At 59.4% G+C, this 20,070-nt stretch carries 25 protein-coding genes; 13 read left to right on the plus strand and 12 right to left on the minus strand.

What is annotated here, in order from left to right; genetic code table 11:
• Nucleotides 1-13 precede the first annotated feature (13 nt).
• Nucleotides 14-367 carry a DNA-directed RNA polymerase subunit omega gene (gene rpoZ / locus AC2TDJ_RS12925; protein WP_155142277.1) on the minus strand — a complete coding sequence of 118 codons (354 nt, stop codon included), beginning with the start codon at nucleotides 365-367 and terminating at the stop codon, nucleotides 14-16.
• Between the two features lie 94 nt (nucleotides 368-461).
• Nucleotides 462-1,031: a 2-amino-4-hydroxy-6-hydroxymethyldihydropteridine diphosphokinase gene (gene folK, locus AC2TDJ_RS12930; protein WP_480842818.1), complete on the minus strand. Its 570-nt coding sequence runs from the start codon at nucleotides 1,029-1,031 to the stop codon at nucleotides 462-464.
• Between the two features lie 138 nt (nucleotides 1,032-1,169).
• Between folK and AC2TDJ_RS12935 the strand changes: the two genes are divergently transcribed.
• The 7 genes from AC2TDJ_RS12935 (at nucleotide 1,170) to AC2TDJ_RS12965 (ending at nucleotide 5,523) form a co-directional block, all read left to right on the plus strand.
• Nucleotides 1,170-1,745 (plus strand): LabA-like NYN domain-containing protein, encoded by a 576-nt coding sequence (locus tag AC2TDJ_RS12935; RefSeq protein ID WP_424832641.1) that lies wholly within the window; start codon nucleotides 1,170-1,172, stop codon nucleotides 1,743-1,745.
• Nucleotides 1,746-1,932: 187 nt separating this feature from the next.
• Nucleotides 1,933-2,883, plus strand: coding sequence for a 4-hydroxy-3-methylbut-2-enyl diphosphate reductase (gene ispH / locus AC2TDJ_RS12940; protein ID WP_480842820.1), 951 nt, complete (start codon nucleotides 1,933-1,935; stop codon nucleotides 2,881-2,883).
• Nucleotides 2,880-3,332 (plus strand): DUF3429 domain-containing protein, encoded by a 453-nt coding sequence (locus tag AC2TDJ_RS12945; RefSeq protein WP_480842822.1) that lies wholly within the window; start codon nucleotides 2,880-2,882, stop codon nucleotides 3,330-3,332. The genes ispH and AC2TDJ_RS12945 overlap by 4 nt, the downstream gene beginning before the upstream one ends.
• Nucleotides 3,329-3,922 carry a class I SAM-dependent methyltransferase gene (locus tag AC2TDJ_RS12950; RefSeq protein WP_480842824.1) on the plus strand — a complete coding sequence of 198 codons (594 nt, stop codon included), beginning with the start codon at nucleotides 3,329-3,331 and terminating at the stop codon, nucleotides 3,920-3,922. The genes AC2TDJ_RS12945 and AC2TDJ_RS12950 overlap by 4 nt, the downstream gene beginning before the upstream one ends.
• The gene (gene rnhA, locus AC2TDJ_RS12955) at nucleotides 3,915-4,382 is read left to right on the plus strand and encodes a ribonuclease HI (RefSeq protein ID WP_480842826.1); all 468 of its coding nucleotides are present in this window, start codon (nucleotides 3,915-3,917) and stop codon (nucleotides 4,380-4,382) included. The genes AC2TDJ_RS12950 and rnhA overlap by 8 nt, the downstream gene beginning before the upstream one ends.
• Nucleotides 4,379-5,002 carry a trimeric intracellular cation channel family protein gene (locus AC2TDJ_RS12960; protein WP_480842827.1) on the plus strand — a complete coding sequence of 208 codons (624 nt, stop codon included), beginning with the start codon at nucleotides 4,379-4,381 and terminating at the stop codon, nucleotides 5,000-5,002. Before rnhA ends, AC2TDJ_RS12960 begins: the two co-directional genes overlap by 4 nt.
• A 149-nt stretch (nucleotides 5,003-5,151) precedes the next feature.
• The gene (locus AC2TDJ_RS12965; protein ID WP_480842828.1) at nucleotides 5,152-5,523 is read left to right on the plus strand and encodes a YybH family protein; all 372 of its coding nucleotides are present in this window, start codon (nucleotides 5,152-5,154) and stop codon (nucleotides 5,521-5,523) included.
• 67 nt (nucleotides 5,524-5,590) lie between these two features.
• Here AC2TDJ_RS12965 and AC2TDJ_RS12970 read toward each other — a convergent pair whose 3' ends face one another.
• Genes AC2TDJ_RS12970 through def (AC2TDJ_RS12990) form a run of 5 tightly spaced genes read right to left on the minus strand, consistent with a single transcriptional unit; the run spans nucleotide 5,591 to nucleotide 8,018 of the window.
• Nucleotides 5,591-5,827 carry a GlsB/YeaQ/YmgE family stress response membrane protein gene (locus AC2TDJ_RS12970; protein WP_480842830.1) on the minus strand — a complete coding sequence of 79 codons (237 nt, stop codon included), beginning with the start codon at nucleotides 5,825-5,827 and terminating at the stop codon, nucleotides 5,591-5,593.
• Nucleotide 5,828: 1 nt separating this feature from the next.
• The gene (locus AC2TDJ_RS12975; protein WP_480842832.1) at nucleotides 5,829-6,065 is read right to left on the minus strand and encodes a hypothetical protein; all 237 of its coding nucleotides are present in this window, start codon (nucleotides 6,063-6,065) and stop codon (nucleotides 5,829-5,831) included.
• A gap of 6 nt (nucleotides 6,066-6,071) precedes the next feature.
• The gene (gene fmt / locus AC2TDJ_RS12980; protein ID WP_480842834.1) at nucleotides 6,072-6,986 is read right to left on the minus strand and encodes a methionyl-tRNA formyltransferase; all 915 of its coding nucleotides are present in this window, start codon (nucleotides 6,984-6,986) and stop codon (nucleotides 6,072-6,074) included.
• Nucleotides 6,987-7,008: 22 nt separating this feature from the next.
• Nucleotides 7,009-7,503, minus strand: a complete 495-nt coding sequence (gene def / locus AC2TDJ_RS12985; RefSeq protein ID WP_480842836.1) for a peptide deformylase — start codon at nucleotides 7,501-7,503, stop codon at nucleotides 7,009-7,011.
• Entirely contained in the window at nucleotides 7,500-8,018 is a 519-nt protein-coding gene (gene def, locus AC2TDJ_RS12990; protein ID WP_480842838.1) for a peptide deformylase, read from the minus strand. The genes def (AC2TDJ_RS12985) and def (AC2TDJ_RS12990) overlap by 4 nt, the downstream gene beginning before the upstream one ends.
• A 94-nt stretch (nucleotides 8,019-8,112) precedes the next feature.
• On the opposite strand from def (AC2TDJ_RS12990), the gene AC2TDJ_RS12995 reads away from it, so the two are divergent.
• Nucleotides 8,113-9,285: a MalY/PatB family protein gene (locus tag AC2TDJ_RS12995; RefSeq protein ID WP_480842840.1), complete on the plus strand. Its 1,173-nt coding sequence runs from the start codon at nucleotides 8,113-8,115 to the stop codon at nucleotides 9,283-9,285.
• Nucleotides 9,286-9,288: 3 nt separating this feature from the next.
• Nucleotides 9,289-9,816 carry a L,D-transpeptidase family protein gene (locus tag AC2TDJ_RS13000; protein ID WP_480842842.1) on the plus strand — a complete coding sequence of 176 codons (528 nt, stop codon included), beginning with the start codon at nucleotides 9,289-9,291 and terminating at the stop codon, nucleotides 9,814-9,816.
• Here the strand turns inward: AC2TDJ_RS13000 and AC2TDJ_RS13005 are convergent.
• Nucleotides 9,813-10,166 carry a hypothetical protein gene (locus tag AC2TDJ_RS13005; protein WP_480842843.1) on the minus strand — a complete coding sequence of 118 codons (354 nt, stop codon included), beginning with the start codon at nucleotides 10,164-10,166 and terminating at the stop codon, nucleotides 9,813-9,815. The two genes, AC2TDJ_RS13000 and AC2TDJ_RS13005, sit on opposite strands and share 4 nt — an antisense overlap.
• 213 nt (nucleotides 10,167-10,379) lie before the next feature.
• Between AC2TDJ_RS13005 and AC2TDJ_RS13010 the strand changes: the two genes are divergently transcribed.
• The gene (locus AC2TDJ_RS13010) at nucleotides 10,380-11,369 is read left to right on the plus strand and encodes a glutathione S-transferase family protein (protein ID WP_480842845.1); all 990 of its coding nucleotides are present in this window, start codon (nucleotides 10,380-10,382) and stop codon (nucleotides 11,367-11,369) included.
• Here AC2TDJ_RS13010 and AC2TDJ_RS13015 read toward each other — a convergent pair.
• On the minus strand, nucleotides 11,351-11,713 hold the full coding sequence (locus AC2TDJ_RS13015; protein ID WP_480842847.1) for a response regulator transcription factor: 363 nt from the start codon (nucleotides 11,711-11,713) through the stop codon (nucleotides 11,351-11,353). The genes AC2TDJ_RS13010 and AC2TDJ_RS13015 overlap by 19 nt on opposite strands.
• 185 nt (nucleotides 11,714-11,898) lie before the next feature.
• Here AC2TDJ_RS13015 and cobD point away from each other — a divergent pair, with 185 nt between their 5' ends.
• Genes cobD through AC2TDJ_RS13030 form a run of 3 tightly spaced genes read left to right on the plus strand, consistent with a single transcriptional unit; the run spans nucleotide 11,899 to nucleotide 14,953 of the window.
• Entirely contained in the window at nucleotides 11,899-12,861 is a 963-nt protein-coding gene (gene cobD, locus AC2TDJ_RS13020) for a threonine-phosphate decarboxylase CobD (RefSeq protein WP_480842849.1), read from the plus strand.
• Entirely contained in the window at nucleotides 12,858-13,778 is a 921-nt protein-coding gene (cbiB, locus tag AC2TDJ_RS13025) for an adenosylcobinamide-phosphate synthase CbiB (protein ID WP_480842851.1), read from the plus strand. Before cobD ends, cbiB begins: the two co-directional genes overlap by 4 nt.
• Nucleotides 13,779-13,789: 11 nt before the next feature.
• A complete protein-coding gene (locus tag AC2TDJ_RS13030; RefSeq protein WP_480842853.1) occupies nucleotides 13,790-14,953 on the plus strand; it encodes a lytic murein transglycosylase in 1,164 nt (387 codons plus the stop codon).
• A gap of 8 nt (nucleotides 14,954-14,961) precedes the next feature.
• Here AC2TDJ_RS13030 and AC2TDJ_RS13035 read toward each other — a convergent pair whose 3' ends face one another.
• From AC2TDJ_RS13035 to AC2TDJ_RS13045, 3 genes are all read right to left on the minus strand, one after another.
• The gene (locus AC2TDJ_RS13035; protein ID WP_480842855.1) at nucleotides 14,962-16,080 is read right to left on the minus strand and encodes an aminotransferase; all 1,119 of its coding nucleotides are present in this window, start codon (nucleotides 16,078-16,080) and stop codon (nucleotides 14,962-14,964) included.
• An 83-nt stretch (nucleotides 16,081-16,163) separates the two neighbouring features.
• Nucleotides 16,164-16,523, minus strand: coding sequence for a hypothetical protein (locus AC2TDJ_RS13040; RefSeq protein ID WP_480842857.1), 360 nt, complete (start codon nucleotides 16,521-16,523; stop codon nucleotides 16,164-16,166).
• A 54-nt stretch (nucleotides 16,524-16,577) separates the two neighbouring features.
• Complete coding sequence (locus AC2TDJ_RS13045) at nucleotides 16,578-20,033, minus strand: chromosome segregation SMC family protein (RefSeq protein ID WP_480842859.1); 3,456 nt, start codon at nucleotides 20,031-20,033, stop codon at nucleotides 16,578-16,580.
• Nucleotides 20,034-20,070 lie beyond the last annotated feature (37 nt).

Below are 20,070 nucleotides of genomic sequence, written 5' to 3' on the forward strand. Positions count from 1 at the left end.
TCGTGTTTGGGGATTACCCCTGGCCTTGAGCCTCCATCAGAGCGCGCAGGAGCTTTTCTTCCGACATATCGTCATCGGCAGGCTTGTCCGACTCCGCACCCATCAGCAGCGCCATCTGATCTTCTTCCGGCTCATCAACCTCGATCTGGGTCTGGTTGGCCTCGATCAGGCGTTCGCGCAGTTCGTCCGCGCTCTGGGTTTCGTCGGCAATTTCGCGCAGCGACACGACGGGATTCTTGTCGTTGTCGCGGTCCACGGTGATCGCCGCACCGGCGGAAATCTCGCGCGCCCGGTGGGCGGCAAGCATCACCAGTTCGAACCGGTTCGGAACCTTGTCTACACAATCTTCGACCGTAACGCGGGCCATGAGGCGCTCTCCGTAAATGAATCCGTGGCAAGAAGGGGTTTATCTAAGCGTGATTCCCCGCCTTGACAAGCAGGAAATGCCGCAAATGCAAGGATCACAGCGGCGTCACCGAGGCGACATCCTTAGGCGGCAGTGCTGCCAGCATCTCTGTGACTGTCTTCCCCAACACAGGATGCAGCCAGTCGGGCGCAACATCGGCCATCGGAACCAAAACAAACGCCCGGTCCTGCAGACGCGGATGCGGCAGGACCAATTGATCCGGTGCCTGCTGCATCTGGTCTTCGTTGGAAAGCGTTCGCCAACGATTGTATTCCGTGCGGTCAGGTAACACGCGATCTTCCCAGCACACCAGATCAAGATCCAGCGTCCGCATCCCCCAACGCTGAACCCGAGCCCGGCCGAATTCATGCTCGATTTCATGCAGCACCTGCAGTACAGCCTGCGGCGTCAAATCCGCTTCAATCATGGCCGCAGAATTGACGTAATCCGGTCCCGCCCCTGCGGGAAAACAGGGCGTGGCAAAGAACCTGCTGGCCGCGCGAATCACAAGACCAGCCTTATCCATGGCGCCCAAAGCCTGCTCTAGTGTCACCTTGGGCCCTTGATGTCTCAAACTGAGATTTGCCCCCAGAGCCACGATGGCTTTTGACTGAGTTTTTGCCATTATTACCCCTATATTCAGCGCAGAGAATACTTGCGATTAAGCCCAAAAGACCTATTTTAGGCTTACCATTGTGCTGACCATTTTTTTCTCACTCACGGAATCACACGGCGCGATGGTTTATACCGGAAGGACCTATTTATGTTTTATAAGGACGAACGGCTAGCGCTGTTCATCGATGGCTCGAATCTTTACGCAGCCGCAAAAGCACTGGGGTTTGACATAGACTACAAGTTGCTGCGGCAGGAATTCATGCGCAGAGGTAAACTGCTTAGAGCTTTCTATTACACCGCGCTACTGGAAAATGACGAATACTCCCCTATCCGCCCGCTGGTAGACTGGTTGCACTACAACGGTTTCACCATGGTGACAAAACCGGCCAAGGAATACACTGACGCGATGGGGCGTCGGAAGGTCAAAGGCAACATGGACATCGAACTGACCGTTGATGCCATGGAACTGGCGCCACGGGTCGACCATATTGTGCTGTTCTCGGGCGATGGGGATTTTCGCCCGCTGATCGCCAGCCTGCAACGTCAGGGCGTGCGTGTTTCGGTCGTTTCGACCATCCGCAGCCAACCGCCGATGATCTCGGACGAGTTGCGCCGCCAGGCCGACAACTTCATCGAACTGGAGGATCTGCGCGACGTGATCGGCCGTCCTCCGCGCGAGATGCCGTCCGAACCGCGCAGCGTCGCAGCCGCCGGCGGGCTCTGAGCCCACGACAGCTCACCTTGGGGGAAAAAAGCACGGTCAGGATTGTTCATCCTGGCCGCGCTACTTTAACTATGGGTTCGTACTCAAACATCAATTTGATAGCAGTGATTCATGTCAGGTAAATGACGCGTTGCTGTCTGGACCATGGCAATGAAAAGACTTACCTGTCTCTCAAGGAGACAGATGTATGACCAAGCCGCCACTGACACTTTATCTTGCAGCCCCGCGCGGGTTTTGCGCCGGCGTGGACCGCGCAATCAAGATCGTGGAGATGGCCTTGCAGAAATGGGGGCCGCCTGTCTATGTGCGCCATGAGATCGTGCACAACAAATTCGTAGTCGACGGGCTGCGTGCAAAAGGGGCCGTGTTCGTCGAGGAGCTGGACGAATGTCCCGACGACCGTCCGGTGATCTTCTCCGCCCATGGAGTGCCGAAATCCGTGCCGGCGACGGCCGCAAAACGCCAAATGATTTATGTCGATGCCACCTGCCCGCTGGTGTCGAAGGTCCATGTCGAAGCCCAGCGTCACGCGGATGCGGGTTTGCAGATGATCATGATCGGGCACAAGGGGCATCCCGAAACAGTCGGCACCATGGGGCAACTGCCCGAAGGCGAGGTTCTGCTGGTCGAAACCGTCGAAGACGTGGCCGCGGTGCAGGTGCGCGATCCCGGAAAGCTGGCCTTCGTCACCCAGACCACCTTGTCCGTGGATGACACCAAGGACATCATCACAGCGCTCGAGAAACGGTTTCCTGCCATTGTCGGGCCGCATAAGGAAGACATCTGCTACGCCACGACCAATCGACAGGAGGCCGTCAAGGCGGTTGCCCCAAAGTCAGACGCCCTGTTGGTGGTCGGCGCGCCGAACTCGTCCAACTCGCGCCGACTTGTCGAGGTCGCATCGCGCGCCGGGTGCAATTATGCGCAGTTGGTGCAGCGTGCCACGGAAATCGATTGGCGCGCGCTGGAAGGGATCTCAAGCGTCGCCATCACCGCAGGCGCTTCGGCCCCGGAAGTTCTGGTCGACGAAGTCATCGACGCCTTCCGCGCCCATTATGACGTCACAGTCGAACTGGTGGAAACTGCCGTCGAAAATGTCGAGTTCAAGGTGCCCCGCGTCCTGAGAGAACCCGCATGAATGGCGTGCCACGGGCACCGCTTTTTCTCGGGCTGGCAGGTCTGATCCCGTTTGTCTGGGGCGCCCTGACCTATTTGAACACTGACTTGCAGGCGTGGGGAGCACGATCCCTGGGGCCACGGTTTGTTGGGCCTTATGTCCAGCTGTTTTACGGAGCCGTGATCCTCAGCTTTATGTCCGGTATTCTATGGGGTTTTGCGACCAGAACCTCGGGCAGCAAGGCCGCGACGTGCTATACCCTGTCGGTTCTCCCTGCTTTGTGGGCGTTCTTCATGACCGGCGGAGGACCTGTCAGCGCGGGCATCAACCTGATCGTTGGGTTTGTCGGTCTCCTCCTGTTGGACGCCGTGTTCTGGTACTGGCGGCTGGCTCCGCGCTGGTGGTTGAAACTGCGCCTCCTGCTGACTTCAATTGTGGTTCTGTGTCTTTCGGTCGGGGTATATCTATGAGTGATCGTGACACCATTTCCGTCTATGACGCGCAGGCGAGCCGCTACTCCGATCTGACGGATGCGGACAATACCGGCGACCCACAGCTGACCCGCTTTATCGAAGCCCTGAGCGTCGGCGGTCGCGTGCTGGATCTGGGATGCGGCCCCGGTGCATCGGCGGCAGTGATGGCGCAGGCAGGGCTGAAAGTTGATGCCGTCGATGCCTCGGCCGAGATGGTTCGGCTGGCGTCGGCTCATGCTGGCGTCACCGCCTGGCAGGCCACATTCTCGAACCTGAATGCCGTCGCCAAATACGACGGTATCTGGGCCAATTTCAGCCTTTTGCACGCCCCGCGCGCCAGTTTTGCAACCCACCTTGCAGCGATCCGTCGGGCGCTGAAACCCGGCGGACAATTCTATATCGCGATGAAACTGGGACAAGGCGAAGGGCCGGACCGGCTCGGGCGCTACTACAGTTATTACAGCGAGGACGAGTTGAAGACCTATCTGCAAGAGGCGGGCTTTACCGTAACCGACCGGCGCTTGGGCAGCGGAACCGGGCTGGATGGATCAGTGTCGGACTGGATCGGATTGGCAAGCCATGCCTGAGCTGTTCGCCTATACTGATGGTGCCTGTTCCGGCAACCCCGGCCCTGGAGGCTGGGGCGTGCTGCTGCGCGCGATGGATGGAGGTTCCGTTCTGAAAGAGCGCGAGTTGAGCGGCGGCGAGGCCGAGACAACAAACAACCGGATGGAACTTCTTGCCGCCATCAGTGCGCTCGAGACGCTGGACCGCCCATCAAAAATCACCATCGTGACCGACAGCGCCTATGTAAAAAACGGGGTGACGGGCTGGATTTTCGGCTGGAAGCGGAACGGCTGGAAAACCTCGAACAAGAAACCGGTGAAAAATGTTGACCTGTGGCAGCGCCTGGACGAAGCGCAGACGCGGCATGACGTGACCTGGGAATGGGTCAAAGGTCATGCAGGCCACCCGGGAAACGAAAAGGCCGACGAATTGGCCCGCGCGGGTATGGCGCCCTTCAAACCGAACAAGGCCAAGACGTGAGCGGCCTTGCGCTGCTGGACTACGCCTCGGTTCTGGTCTTTGCACTGACGGGCGCGCTGGTGGCAAGCCGGGCGCAGCTGGATCTGGTCGGCTTCGCCTTTATCGCCTGCTTGACAGCCGTTGGCGGCGGCACGGTGCGAGACCTTTTGCTGGACAGGCACCCGGTCTTCTGGGTCGGGCAGCCCTATTACATCCTGATTGCCGTCGGTGCGGCGGTATTGGTGTTCTTTACCGCGCATCTGGTCGAAAGCCGCTATAGATGGCTGATTTGGTTGGACAGTTTCGCCCTGTCCATCGCCGTCGCCGCCGGTACAGGCGTTGCGCTTGCCCTGGATCAGTCCGGTGTGATCGTTGTTTTGATGGGTATCAGCACCGGCTGTTTGGGTGGTCTGATGCGCGACGTGGTCTGCAACGAGGTGCCTCTGGTTCTCAAACAGGGGGAACTGTACGTGTCCTGCGCCTTTGCAGGCGCAATGGCCGCTGTTCTGGTGGCCCGCCTCGGGTTGGAAGAGTTGGTGGCACTGACGGCCTGTGCACTGATCTGTTGGGCGCTTCGAGCGGGATCACTGCTATTTGGCTGGCAACTGCCCGTTTACAAAAGCCGCCCGCCACGCAGTTGAGCTGCTGAAGCCTGTATTCGCCGCTATCCGATATTTGCGCTTGCGGACTTGCTGTCGACGCAACCAGTGCCGGTTGGTTTGGCAAAACGCCGGGTTGTGGCACGATACAGCAGTAGTTTCACGGATTCGATTGCCACCGGGAGAAGCCCATGGATATGAAAAAGACGCTGGAGGACTTCGACGCAGCCTATAACGAGGCGTTTAACAGGGGTGATGCTGAAGGGTGCGCGGAATTCTTCACCGATGACATCATGCTGATGCCGCCTGACGAGCCCATGACCCGCGGCAAAGCAGCGTTCCTGGAAACGTACAGGTCGCGAATAAAGGAAAACACCGGCGGCACCCACACCAATGAACTGATCGACTACGGTGTGGAAGGCGACATGGCCTATCAGGTTGGAACATATGCCATTGCTGATACGGACCCACCGGAGCAGGGCAAGTTTGTGAACATCCTGCAGCGCCAAACTGATGGCGCCTGGAAGGTCAAGATTTCCATCTTCAACAGCGACTTACCCTAAGATCGCACCCCGACCTGCTTGGAAGGTTCACAATTGCTGGCGGCAACGCACAGATTGCTTCGCAGTTTTAGCGCCGCAGATAGGTCTGCCAGATCCAGATCACCAGCAGTGCACCCAGAACCGCCCCGACAAAGCCTGACAGCCAGCCCATTATCGCCAACAGGGCGCGTAGCAGGAGGCCGCCGATTAGGGCTCCGATGATGCCGATCAGCATTGTCGTTGGAATGTCAGCCTCGATCCGCATCAGACGGGTCGCCAGAAACCCGGCAGCAGCACCGATGACGATCAGGGCGACGACAGGCATGTCATTTTCTCCAATGGGTCGGGACGATGATCAGCGCGCCGATGGAAGACAGTATCGCATCCAGTCCGGGCGGGCCAAAACTGATGCCGAACATGATACGGGCGAAATAGAACAGGAACGCACCACCAACGCAAATGATGATCGATTGCAGGTACCCGTTGTGAGTAAATCCCGTCTTTTCGGACACATAGCCCACAATCCCGGCAATCACGACGGTGCCCATCAGGATCATGAACATAAAGGCCTACTCCGATGACAGGCGAGCGCCGGCCACTATGGGCCACCCCCGCAAGAATGTTTCCCTATCCTGTGCGCCTTTGCCCGCTCTTTGCAAGCGCAGCAGTTCGACCGCGCCGTCGCCGCACGCTACGCGCAATTGGTCGTCAAGCACTTCACCTGGTACGCCCTGCCCTTCGGCCAGACGCGAAGCCAGCAGCTTCACGCGTTCTCCGTTCAACTCGGTCCATGCGCCGGGAAAGGGCGACAGGCCGCGGATCTGACGATCGACCTCTGCCGCCGGTCGGGTCCAGTCGATGCGCGCCTCGGATTTGTCGATCTTGGCGGCATAGGTCACGCCATCCTCAGGCTGTGGCTCGGGCGTCAGCTCGGGCAGGCGATTCAGTGCTTCAACGATCAGTTTCGCACCCATCGACGAAAGACGGTCGTGCAATTGTGCCGTGGTTTCCAGCGGCTCAATATTTGTAGCCCTGCGCAGCAGCACCGGTCCGGTATCCAGCCCGGCCTCCATCTGCATGATGCAGATGCCGGTTTCCGCATCTCCCGACATGATCGCGCGATGGATCGGAGCGGCTCCGCGCCAGCGCGGCAAAAGGCTGGCATGAATGTTCAGGCAGCCACGCGTCGGAGCATGCAGGATTGGTTGCGGCAGTATTAGGCCATACGCAACGACAACCGCAACATCCGCATTCAGGGCTTTGAACGCCGACTGTTCCTCTGCCGATTTCAATGAAACCGGGTGACGCACAACCAACCCAAGCGCATCGGCCCTTGCGTGGACCGGTGTTGGGCGGTCCTTCTTGCCCCGTCCGGCCGGACGCGGCGGCTGGCAGTAAACGGCAGCGATCTCGTGCCCCGCGTCGACCAACGCGTCAAGGACCGGGACCGAGAATTCGGGCGTACCCATGAAAACTATTCGCATCCGTCCCTCCGAAGAATGGGGTTTACCCCATCTTTTTGGCCTTGCGCAGCAGCATGTCGCGTTTGACCTTGCTGAGCCGGTCGAAATACATCTTTCCGTTCAGATGGTCGATCTGATGCTGTACGCTGGTGGCTTCGATGCCGACAAAATCGCGTCGGTCGACCATTCCCTTTTCGTTCAGAAATTTGACCGTCACGGCGCGCGGACGCTTCAACTTGGCTGACACACCGGGCAGATTCGGGCTGGCTTCTTCATGCTCGCGCAGCTCGATCGAGCTATGCAGGATTTCCGGGTTCGCAAGCCGCACCACCCGCCCCCGTTCGGCCGACCCGTCGACAACGGCAAGCCGCAACATCACACCGATCTGCGGTGCCGCCAGTCCGACGCCCGGCATTGCCTCCATCGTGTCGATCATGTCGTCCCAGATGGCCCGGACCTCATCCGTGATTTCGGCCACGTCATCGGCTTTGCTCCGCAGGCGCTTGTCTGGCCAAGGCAGGCACGTGCGAACGGTCATGCGCGGGCTCGTTCGCGTTTCAGCTTCTGCATCTTGCGCGTGATCATCTGACGTTTGAGCGGTTTGAGGTAGTCGATGAACAGTTTTCCATTCAGGTGATCAATCTCATGCTGCACGCAAGTCGCCCAAAGGCCGTCGAACACCTCTTGCCGCGCATCGCCATTCTGATCCATCCAGACGACTTCGACCACTTTCGGACGGGTGACTTCGGCATATTGTTCCGGGATCGACAGGCAGCCTTCCTCATAGACGCTGGTTTCATCCGAGGCCGAAATGACTTCGGGATTGAACATGATCAGCGGGCGGGGCGCTTCGCCTTCCTCTTTGACGCAATCAATCACGATTAACCGGTCCAGCACGCCAACCTGGGGTGCCGCCAAGCCTATTCCGGGCGCGTCATACATCGTCTCCAGCATGTCGTCGGCCAGCTTGCGCAGATCATCGGTGATGTCGGCCACCGGCGCGCAGACCTTTTTCAGGCGGGGATCGGGGTGGATCAGGATATTGCGTTTCATGAGGCTGATTTAGGCCATCACGCCCGCCGCCGCAACGCCCCCCTTGCACCTGCGCAAATTGCGGTTAGCTTTCGCCGGGACAGATGGAGCAGACATGACTTTCAACGACCTGATCGACCGCCGGGGAACCAACAGTTCAAAATGGGACAAGATGGAAACGCTGTACGGCGTTTCGTCCAAGGACGGGCTGGCCATGTGGACAGCGGATTCCGATTACCCGACAGCCCCTTGCGTGATCGAAGCGGTGCGAAAGGCGGCTGAACACGGGGTGTTCGGGTATTCCTGGATGCATCCCGACTATCTGGCAGCCGTACAGTGGTGGATGAAGAACCGCCACGGCTGGGAGATCGAAACCGACTGGATCCTAACCACTCAGGGCCTGGGCAATGCGATTGCGCTGTGTCTGGACCTCTGGACCGAGCCCGGTGACGGTGTCGTCATTTTCTCGCCCGTTTATCATGAATTCGCCCACAAGATTAACAAGGCCGGGCGCAAAGTTGTGGAATGCCCGCTGGTTCGCGATGGCGACAGCTATGGCGTTGATCTGGACGATGCTCAATCACGACTGGACGGGTCGGAAAAACTGCTTCTCTGGTGCTCACCACAGAATCCCTCGGGGCGGGTATGGACTCCGGATGAGCTGCGCGCCGTGGCCGCTTTTGCCGAACGAAACGGGCTGCTTCTGGTATCGGACGAAGTTCATCATGATCTGGTTTATCCTGACCGGAAATTCGTGCCCATGAACGTGGCCGCGCCCGAAATGCATGCCCGGACGGTGGTGCTGACTGCTGCGTCCAAGACTTTCAATGTTGCCGGGCAGCGCACCGGCAACATGATCATACCGGATGCCAATCTGCGAGCCGAAATGCGGCACCGGTTGTACACGTTGGATTATGATCCCGGCGCATTGGGCATCGCCATGATCACCGCAGCGTACAGCCCTGAAGGGGCGGAATGGGTTGACGCACAGATCGCGCATCTGACCGAGAACCGGCGTTTGTTTGATGACACCATCGCGGAAATCCCGGGGCTGTGGTCCATGCCGTTGCAGGCAACTTATCTGGCCTGGGTCGACTTTTCAGGCACGGGTATGGATCACGATGAGTTCGTGCGCCGACTGCGGGAAGACGCGAAGATTGCAACCTCGTCAGGCCCGGGCTTCGGGACCGGAGGCGAAACCTTCGAGCGGTTCAACCTGGCGACGCAACGTGCGCGGGTCGAAGATGCTTGCGCCCGTCTGAAACACGCCTTCAGCGACCTGCAGTAAGCCGTGCGCCGCCTGGTCATAGCATTTCTTCTGGTGATCGTGGCAGGCGGGGCTTGGGTCGGTTGGCATCGCTATGGCCTGCGCCCCGGCACGCCGCCCTTGGCGCCAAAGGCTGATCGAGTCGACTATATTCTGATCGAGAAATCGGCGCGGCGCCTGACGGCTTCATTAAACGGAATCACCGTGATTGAAGCCGACATCGCGCTGGGTTTCGCGCCTGAAGGCGACAAAGTCATGGAAGGTGATGGCAAAACACCCGAAGGCGTTTTCACCATAAACCGCCGCAATCCTGAAAGCGCTTTTCATCTGTCACTCGGGCTTGATTATCCGCAGCCAGAGGACGTCGCTCGGGCAAAACAGCAAGGTATCAGTCCCGGCGGAGATATTTTCATTCACGGGCAACCCAACGGGGTCACCGGTTTAACTCTGCCGGGCGACTGGACCGCAGGATGTATCGCCGTTTCGAACAAGAAAATGGCGCAGCTATGGCGCTTGACAGCCAATGGCACAATGGTGGAAATCCGGCCTTAGTCGTCTTTCCCCAGCAACGCGATGGGCGCATCCGGCGCGCGGTAGAAATCCAGCGGTGCCTTGTCGGCAGCGGCGGTATTGCGTTTGAATTCGTATCGCATCTCTCCTGCCTCTTCCTCATCCGCGATGATCAGGCATTGGTAGAGGTGGTTGGCTCCGTCGTAGATATCCACCAGCCCGCGCAAGCGGGGCGTAGTTGCCGCCTCGACCGAGAATCCATCTTTCCACAATGACAAGATTTTGAAGGTTTTGTTTCCCATTTCGACCCGCAATCGGCTGGCTTTCTTAAGGGAAACGATTCGCGCGGCATCCAGTTCGGCGCGCATTTCCTTTGAAACATAGGTACTCATACTAAAATTCCTTTCTGGATACTCTTTATTGTGGGCCCTGTAGTGTAAAAATCCAGTGAACTTGGTCACTTCGCCCAAACATGTGGCGGGCTGCGGCCCGATCCTCTCAACGTGGATTGTGCGTCGGCGCAGGCCGTCTGCGCGTCTGTCAGAATAGGCAGGAGCTTTGTACTGCCCTAGCTTGTAGGATGACTGAAAAACGGAGAAACACAGATGGGATTGCTCGTCGACGGCGTCTGGCACGATCGCTGGTATGATACGAAATCGAATGACGGCGCGTTCAAACGATCCGCCGCACAGTTTCGCAATTGGATCACAGAAGACGGCAGCGCCGGACCATCGGGCAAGGCCGGGTTCAAGGCGGAAGGCGGACGCTACCACCTCTATGTCAGCTATGCGTGCCCTTGGGCTCATCGCACGCTGATCTTTCGCGAATTGAAAGGGCTGAGCAACCACATCCAGGTTTCCGTCGTGCATCCGGACATGCTGGATCAGGGCTGGACATTCGAGACCGATGAACACGGTGCGACCGGCGATCCACTGTTCGGCTGCAAATTTGCGCATCAGCTTTATACCCGCGCCGACCCGACCTACTCCGGACGCGTGACAGTGCCAATTCTGTGGGACAAGGAACAGCAGACGATAGTCTCGAACGAAAGCTCCGAGATTATCCGAATGTTCAATTCCGCCTTCGACGGGATTACCGGCAACACTGATGACTACTGGCCGGAAACCATGCGCGACGAGATCGAAGAAGTGAACGCGCGCGTCTATTCCAATGTGAACAACGGCGTCTACAAGTCCGGATTTGCCACGTCGCAGGCTGCCTATGACGCTGCCGTTGGTCCACTGTTCGACACGTTGGACTGGTTGGAAACAAGACTGGCCTCCAACCGCTATCTGATGGGTGATCGCATCACCGAGGCCGACTGGCGGCTGTTCACGACACTGATCCGGTTCGATCCAGTCTATCACCTGCATTTCAAGTGCAATCGCAAGCGGCTGATCGATTACCCGAATCTATGGGCCTTTACGCGCGAGCTGTATCAGTGGCCGGGCGTCGCGCAGACGGTGAACATGGAACACATCGTGCGCCACTATCATTACAGCCACGACAGCATCAATCCGCATCGCATCATCCCCACCAATCCCGTTCTGGATTATCTGGAACCGCACGGGCGCGGTCAGCGGCCTGCGGCATAATGCTCGACCATCGCCGCCAGGTCTTCTGGCGGCGTGCTGCTTTGCACATAGGCGCAGGCATTGGGGCTGTGCGCAAAGATCGACCCATCCGAAAAAAAGGTCGTGTTGGTGACAAAGATCACCCGCGCCTCGGGCCGGCGATAGCTGGCGAAATCTGCCACCGCCAACGCGCTGCCGCTTTCCAGCACCAGATCCAACACGATGATATCAAAAGCCGTCCCGTAGAGCGCCAGAATTGCGGCCTCTTGCGTTTCAACCAATGTGACTTCGGCCTCCTGCCTTTGCAGATGCCGTTGCCAAACCCGACCCAGATCGGGGTTACTCTCAACAATCAGTACTTTCATTTGCAACAACCTCGGCACGTGATAGGGTGAGTGGTGCCGACCCCTAGGGTCCGTGATCCCGCCAATTCGTTAACAAAGTGTTAATAACGGCCTGAGGCCACACTGCTCACGCGGATTTGCTTGTGCAGACGGCAAAAATCCGCTTGAAGCGAGTGAATTGAACAGTTTTTCAGCAAAGATCACCAATGCAGCGACTCAATGAACTGAACCCTCGCGCTGTGCGTGACCACGGCGGCGGTCTGGATGCGGCCATGGTCAAATACGGCGGAGTTCGCGCGGACTGGCTGGATCTGTCAACGGGCATCAACCCGCTGCCCTATCCAGTCGGAGAGTTGATGACTTCGGACTGGGCCGAACTGCCGGACCACGGTGCCTTTGAGGCGTTGACCGAAGCAGCCCGGCAGTTCTGGCGCGTGCCTGAAAGGGCCGCTGTACTTCCTTCCCCCGGCGCGTCTGCCATTATCGCACGGGTTCCGGCGCTGGCTGAACCGGGCCGGGTGCAGATCACCACCCCCACCTACAATGAACACGCCGCCGCGTTTCGCTCTCAGGGATGGGAGGTCTGCGAATACGGGCCTGCCGAGGCGCGTGTGATCGTGCATCCGAACAACCCTGATGGCCACATGTGGCAAGTAGCAGACGCCAACGCTCCGTTGACCGTGATTGACGAGAGCTTCTGTGACGTATGCCCCGAGGCCTCGCTTGTCCGATTGGCAGACCAGCCCGGCGTGGTCGTCCTAAAGAGTTTTGGCAAATTCTGGGGATTGGCAGGTCTGCGGCTGGGTTTTGCAATTGCTCGCCCCGAGGTGATCGCCCGCCTGAATGACCTGACAGGGCCGTGGGCTGTTTCAGGACCCGCGTTACGGATCGGGACACGGGCATTGGCGGACACCGACTGGGCCGACACCACCCGCGCCCGATTGGTCAAAGATGCTGAGCGGCTGGACGCGCTGATCACATCCAAGGGCGCTCATCTGGTTGGTGGTACCAGCCTCTTCCGGCTTTATGAGGTCAACAATGCCATCGAATGGCAGGACCGTCTTGCGCGCGCGCATATCTGGAGTCGAGTCTTTCCCTATTCAGAAACCTATCTGCGTCTCGGCCTGCCGCCCGCTGACGGCTGGTCCAGGCTGGAGGCCACCCTGTGAGCACGGCTTTCCTGCTGGTCTGTGCCCTGTGTCTGGATGCCGCTCTGGGTGAGCCGGACTGGTTATGGTCCCGCATTCGTCATCCTGCGGTCGTGATCGGCAACGGAATCGCGTTGCTGGACAAACGCCTGAATCACGGTGCGCATCGACGGTTCAAAGGTGTTTCTGTCATTGTCGCGCTGGTGTTGGCGGCGGTCATTGTGGGCAAATTTCTGGCTTTCCTCGGTCCTTTGTTCGAAATCCTGGTCTGCGCCATTCTCCTGGCGCAGAACTCGCTGGTGAGCCACGTGCGTGCCGTGGGCGATGGTTTGCGAGCCTCGTTGTCGGAAGGACGGGCCAGCGTCGCTCTCATCGTGTCGCGCGATACTCGGGATATGACGCAGGCGCAGGTGGCCCGTTCGGCCATCGAAAGCGCGGCTGAAAACCTCAGCGATGGTGTCATCGCACCGGCCTTCTGGTTTTTGGTGGCCGGGCTGCCGGGATTGCTCGTCTACAAGGTCGTCAACACTGCCGACAGCATGATCGGCTATCGCAATGAAAAGTATCGGGAGTTCGGTTGGGCCGCGGCACGTCTGGACGATATCCTGAACCTGATCCCTGCTCGATTGACTTGCGTCATGGTCGTCGCGTTGTCCCGCCAATGGGCGGCTTGGCCCGCAATCATTGAGGACGCGCGCCGCCATATCTCGCCAAACGCTGGCTGGCCCGAGGCTGCCATGGCCCGCGCCCTGAATGTCGCACTGGCGGGGCCGCGCAGCTACGATGGGCAGATCCGCGATCTGGCCTGGGTGAATGGTGATGCCCCGCGCGAGATCGGCGCATACGAGGTTTTCCGCGCATGCGACATGCTGTGGAATGTTTGGGGGCTTGCGCTTGGGCTCTTGTCAGTGTGGGTTGGGCTCAGCTTTATTTTCTGACGGACCACAACATGCGTTTTCTTTCCGGTGTGATCGCCGCCGCCCTGTTCGCCACTCCCGCCCTTGCCCAGTGCGGCGGTGGGTTCAATTCATTCGTCAAAGGCCTCAAGGCTGAGGCCGTCCAACAGGGCTTCGAAAAATCCACGGTGAATGCGTTTTTCAAAGGCGTGCAGCAGGACAACGCTGTGCTGAAAGCGGACCGGGCTCAGGGCGTTTTCCAGAAGCCTTTTATCGAATTTTCCCGGCGCCTGATCTCTCAGAACAGAATTGAACGCGGGCAGGCCATGTCGCGCAAATACGACGCCGTGTTTGACCGGATCGAGGCCGACTATGGCGTCTCTCGCGGCGTGCTGTTGGCATTCTGGGCGTTCGAGACGGATTACGGCTCGTTTCAGGGCGATTTCAATACCCGCAACGCTCTGGTGACGCTGGCTCATGATTGCCGCCGGCCCGAGCTGTTCCGCCCTCAAATCTTCGCAGCCATCGAATTGTACGACAAGGGCAATTTCGACCCCGCCCGCACAACCGGCGCATGGGCCGGTGAGATCGGCATGGTACAGATGCTGCCGCGCGACATTCTGGAAAACGGTGTCGATGCGGATGGCGACGGAACAGTGTCACTGAAAACCTCGGCCCCGGACGCCCTGATGTCGGGGGCCAAAATGCTATCGCATCTGGGCTGGCAACCTGGTCAGCCGTGGTTGCAGGAGGTTACGGTCCCCGCCGAAATGGACTGGTCGCTCTCCGGCCCCGGCAAACCGCGCCCGGTGTCCGAATGGCAAGCGATGGGTGTTCAGGCGCGCGGCGGGTCCTTGACCAGTTTACCGGCCTCTTTGATCCTGCCCCAAGGGCGCAACGGCCCGGCCTTTCTGGCCTACCCAAACTTCGACGTGTATTTCGAATGGAACCAGAGCTTCGTCTATGTCCTGACCGCGGCCTATTTTGGTACGCGCCTAGAGGGGGCCCAGGTCTATAACGCAGGCAACCCCGCGCCCGGCCTTTCAGGGGCGCAAATGAAGCAACTGCAAGCAAAGTTGCAAGCGCGGGGCTACGACGTCGGCAAGATCGACGGAATACTCGGAGCGGGAACCCGGGCCGCAGTTCAGGCGGAACAACAGCGACTGGGACTGCCTGCGGATGCATGGCCTACGGCTGAGTTGCTGAACCGGCTCTGATCTGCAGGTCAGTATCGCGCAAGGTATTCAGAGAAACGGGCCAGACCTTCCTTCAGAATGTCTGCACCATTGGCGTAACCGATGCGCAGATAGCCTTCCATGTTCAGGGCGGAGCCCGGTGTAAACATCACACCCGTTTCTTGCAGCAAGTCCACGCACAGATCACGGGACGGCACCGGCAGGTCGTATTTCAGTAAGGCCGTTGTGCCCGCCTTGGGTTTGACCCATGATACCTTAGGCTCGGCCTCGACCCATTCGGCGAGGATTTTGAGGTTGCCGCGCGTGATGCTGTGGCTGCGCGCCAGAATCGCGTCCTTGTTTTCCAGCGCCAGCGCCGCGAAGTGGTCGTCGATCATACCAACCGAGATGGTGTCATAATCCCGGTGAATGGCGATCTCTTCGATCAGCTCTTCCGGCGCGACGACCCAGCCAAGACGCAACCCCGCCAGCGAATAGGCCTTGGACATGCCGGCCGTGCTGATACCTTTTTCGTAGACCTCGCAGATTGACGCGGTCATGCCATCGCCTTGCTGATCCGTGCCGCGATAGACCTCGTCACACAAAATCCACGCATCTGCCTTTCGGGCGATGTCCGCGATATCTTCCAGCAACCCGCGCGGGATCAGGGCACCAGTTGGGTTGTTGGGATTATTGAGTGCAATCAGCTTTGTATCAGGCGTGACAAGCGCGCGCAGAGCATCCAGATCGGGCAACCAGCCATCTTCTTCCCGAAGTTGCAATTGCTCGACAGTTGCCCCGATGCTGTCGGGGATCGAGTAGTGCTGCTGATAGGTCGGAACCACCGCAACCACGTGATCACCCCGGCTGACCAACGTCTTGTGCACCAGCATATTGGCCCCGATAGTGCCGTGCGTAACGATAATATTGGCCGGTGTCTTTCCCGAATACAGACGCACAATCGCCTGCCGCAGCCTGTCTGACCCTTCAATGGCGCCATAGGTCATCTTCATCGGCAGCAACGCTGACAAATCGCCCGAGTTCTGTCCCGCAATCTGCAGCAATTGATCGATGGTCAGGCTTTCAACGCAGGTCTCGGCCAGATTCCAGTCGCATCTGGTTTCCCATTCGTTCATCCAGAGCTCAACGCCGAAGGGTTCGATCCGCATCTCAGACTTCCTGCTATCCGTGTGTTCCGCCGGTGATAGCTTGGAACATCTGCCGCATCCAGACGCGAACAGGTTTATTTTGGCTACTCAGGCCGAACAGGATAGCGATTGCCCTTTTCATCGATCAGGATCAGACGTTCGCCGCTGCGCACATACAGATCACACCGGCTGAATCCATTGCGATATTGGATACAGACGCTGCCGTCTTCGGCAATCCTATAAGTGCCAAAGGCGGTACCGCCGCCATTGGCAGCGGAATAGGTATAGGAATAGGCCCCGCCGGCAGAGTATTTGGACTTGCCATCGTCATAGAACGTCAATGTACGCCCTGCCAGAGCGTTCAGTTCCGCCGCACTCAGCGGCACGTCTCCGGGTTTTATGGACCATTCAGCGGCCCAAAGGGGCGTAGCAGCGCAAGCGGCGATAATCAGGTAACGGGTCATGCTGCCAGCCTACTCCGACTGGGGGTGAAACAGGCATAACGTTGCAGTGAGGCCTCAGGCCACCATCTGTTCGGCCTTTTTCAGATCGACCGAAACCAACTGGCTGACGCCCTGTTCCTGCATGGTCACGCCGAACAACCGGTCCATCCGCGCCATGGTCACCGCATGGTGGGTGATGATCAGAAACCGGGTGTCGGTCTGGCGGCACATCTCGTCCAGCAGGTCGCAGAAACGGGTAACGTTTGCATCGTCCAACGGCGCGTCGACCTCGTCCAGCACGCAGATCGGTGCCGGGTTGGCAAGGAAGACGCCGAAGATCAGCGCTGTGGCTGTCAGGGTTTGCTCTCCTCCCGAAAGCAGGCTGAGGGTCGACAGTTTCTTGCCGGGAGGCTGGCACATGATTTCCAGGCCCGCATCCAGCGGGTCGTCGCTTTCGACCATGACCAGATTGGCCTCACCGCCGCCGAACAAATGCTTGAACAGCATCGCGAAGTTCGAGTTTACCTGTTCGAATGCCGTCAGAAGGCGCTCGCGCCCTTCGCGGTTGAGGCTGGCAATGCCGCTGCGCAACGCCTTGATCGCCTCTTCCAAATCGGCCTTTTCACCGTTCAGCGTGTCGAATTCTTCCTGGACTTCCTTTGCGTCCTCTTCGGCGCGCAGGTTCACAGCGCCCATCGCGTCACGCTGACGTTTATGGCGATTCACCTCGGCCTCCAGCGCGTCTGCGGCTGGCATCTGGTCGGGATTCACATCCAACTGGTTCAGCAACTGGTTCGGCGTCAGTTGCTGATCTTCGGCAATACGTTCGGCGGCAGCGACCACACTTTCCTTCGCAGCATCGCAACGTGCCTCGGCCGCGGCACGAACCTCCCGAGCTTCCGAGGCGAAGCGTTCGGACTCACGTTCTGCCAATACAAACTCGCGCTGCCGGGCCTCGGCCTCGGCCAGATTATCAGCGGCCTCCGCACGACGGGCTTCCGCCGCTTCGATCATATCATTCAGCTCTTCGCGGGCCTCGGCGATTTCGCCGGGTGCGGCCATAGCTTCAGTCAGCTCCTCTTCGGAGCTTTCCTTGCGCTCAGCCAATTCCGAAATACGCTTCTCTGCCGTTTCCAAACGGTGTTTCCAGCCACTGAGATCTTTGGTGACCTCCTGCGAGCGGCGGGTCCGCGCCTCGCCTTCACGGCGCAATTCGTCATGGGTCGAACGATGGGTCAACATCGTGATCCGCGCGGCCTCGACCGTTTGCTTGATGTCCTCAACCTGCGCGCGGGCACTGTCGAGATCCCCCAACTCGGTCAGGGCGCCTTCGGCTTCCCGCAATTGGATGCGGGCAGACATGGCATCTTCTTTGTGACGATCAACCGCAAGCGTCAGCGTCTCCAGCCTGCCCTGCGCCAGATTGCGGTCCGCCTCGGCCCGGCTGAGCATTCGGGCGGTTTCAGCCATCCGTTGATCAGCGGCACGGCGCGCCTCGCGGGCGCGGCGATCCGCTTCGGTGACATCGGCCAGTTGCTGGGACAAGGCTTCATGCGCGGCGCGGGCGCCTTCGGCCTGTGCTTCCGTGCGTGTCAGTTCCTGTTTCAGGGCCTCAAGCTTGTTGAGCTGTTCCAACCGCAGGGCTGCAGCACTTGGCGCATCCTCGGCCCAGGCGCGGAACCCGTCCCAGCGCCACAGATCGCCGGAGCGCGACACGAGCCGTTGCCCCGGTTTCAGTGATGCCTGCAACCGCGCACCCTGATCCGCGTCGACCAGACCGATCTGTGCAATCCGGCGGCTGAGGCGATCCGGACCTGATACATGCAAAGCCAGCGGCTCGGCCCCCTCAGGCAAAGGTTGGTCCGCATCATAGCCCGCGACCTGAACCCAGCCGGATGGCCCTTCGTCTTCGACCAGCGGCGCGCGCAGATCATCGGCCAACGCCGCGCCCAATGCCTTTTCAAAGCCCGGCTCGACGCGCAGCAGGTCGAGTACCTGCCCGCCCTCAGCGGTATCTCTTTCGACCAGCTTGGCCAGCGCCGTCGTTTCGGCGCGTATCGCTCCCAACTCGCCTTCTGCCTCTGAACGCTGCGCCCGTGCTTCTGCCTCGCGCGCCTGCGTTTCGTTGCGCAACTCATCCGCAGCGGCCAGCGCCTCTTCCGCCGCCTCAGCAGCTTCGCGGGCTTCTTCCTCGGCCTCTTGCGCGGCATTGAATGCCTCAGTGGTGCGGGTCAGCGCCGAACGGGCTTCATCCACAGCAATCCGCGCTTTTTCTTCCTCGGCTTCAGACCGGGCCAGTGTTTTGCGACTGTCCTCGACCAGACGCTGCGCCGATTGATGCCGTGCGACGAGACGAGCCATGTCCTCGGTTTCCTGCGACAGGTGCTCTTCCCTCTCCTGAAGCACGGCGGCCGCCTCATGCGCGATCTCTGCCGCTTCGGCAAGCTTGTCCTCGTGCCCTTCGGCCGCCTTGGCCAATTCGCGGGCTTCCCATTCCAGGCGTTCGATCATCTGGCCTGCATCGCGGTTCAGGCCGGTCTCACGTTCGATGTCATTGCCCAGTTGCTGGATGCGATTGGTCAGCGTTTCGATGGTTTGGCGCGCTCGGGTTTCTTGGTCCGAGAGCTGATCTCGCTGAACTTGCTGGCGCTGCAGGACGGCGGCGGCAATGGCCTCTTCTTCCCGCAGCGGCGGCAGGGTCTCTTCGATCTCAGTGCGTTTCGCCGCGGCTGCGCGCGCTTCGGCCTCGGCCCGGGAGGCTTCGGATAAACGATCACGCAATTTCTCTTCGGCCTGCTGACGGGCTATGTCAGCCTCTTTCCAGCGGCGATACAACAGCATGCCTTCGGCTTGTCTCAGTTGCTCACCAATCTCGCGGTACCGCGCGGCCTGACGGGCCTGTCGGGCAAGTTGCGCCAGTTGCGCACCCAGTTGCTCCAACACGTCATCCACGCGGGTCAGGTTGGATTCCGTTCCTTTCAGTTTCAGCTCGGCCTCGTGCCGGCGTTGGTAGAGGCCTGAAATCCCGGCCGCTTCTTCCAGGATACGACGTCGCGCGCGGGGTTTGGCGTTGATCAGCTCAGCAATACGGTTCTGCCCCACCAACGCCGGCGAATGCGCCCCCGTCGAGGCGTCGGCGAACAGCATTTGAACGTCGCGGGCGCGCACGTCCTTGCCATTGGTCTTGTAGGCGCTGCCCACGTCACGGGTGATACGCCGCACGATTTCCAATTGGTCACTGTCGTTGAACCCCGAAGGCGCAAGCCGTTCCGAGTTGTCCATGGTCAGGACTACCTCGGCAAAATTGCGAGCGGGACGTGTGGCCGCCCCCGCAAAGATCACGTCTTCCATCGCGCCGCCCCGCATGGATTTGGGACGGTTTTCGCCCATGACCCAGCGCAAAGCTTCCAGAAGATTGGACTTGCCGCACCCGTTCGGACCAACCACACCGGTCAACCCGTCCGCGATGATCAGGTCGGTTGGATCAACAAAGCTTTTAAAGCCGGTCAGTTTGAGTTTGCTGAAACGCAAAGGCTGCTATCCGTGATTCCTATGGTCAGGAATTCTG

It is taken from the genome of Ruegeria sp. HKCCD6647-2, from assembly GCF_057221075.1.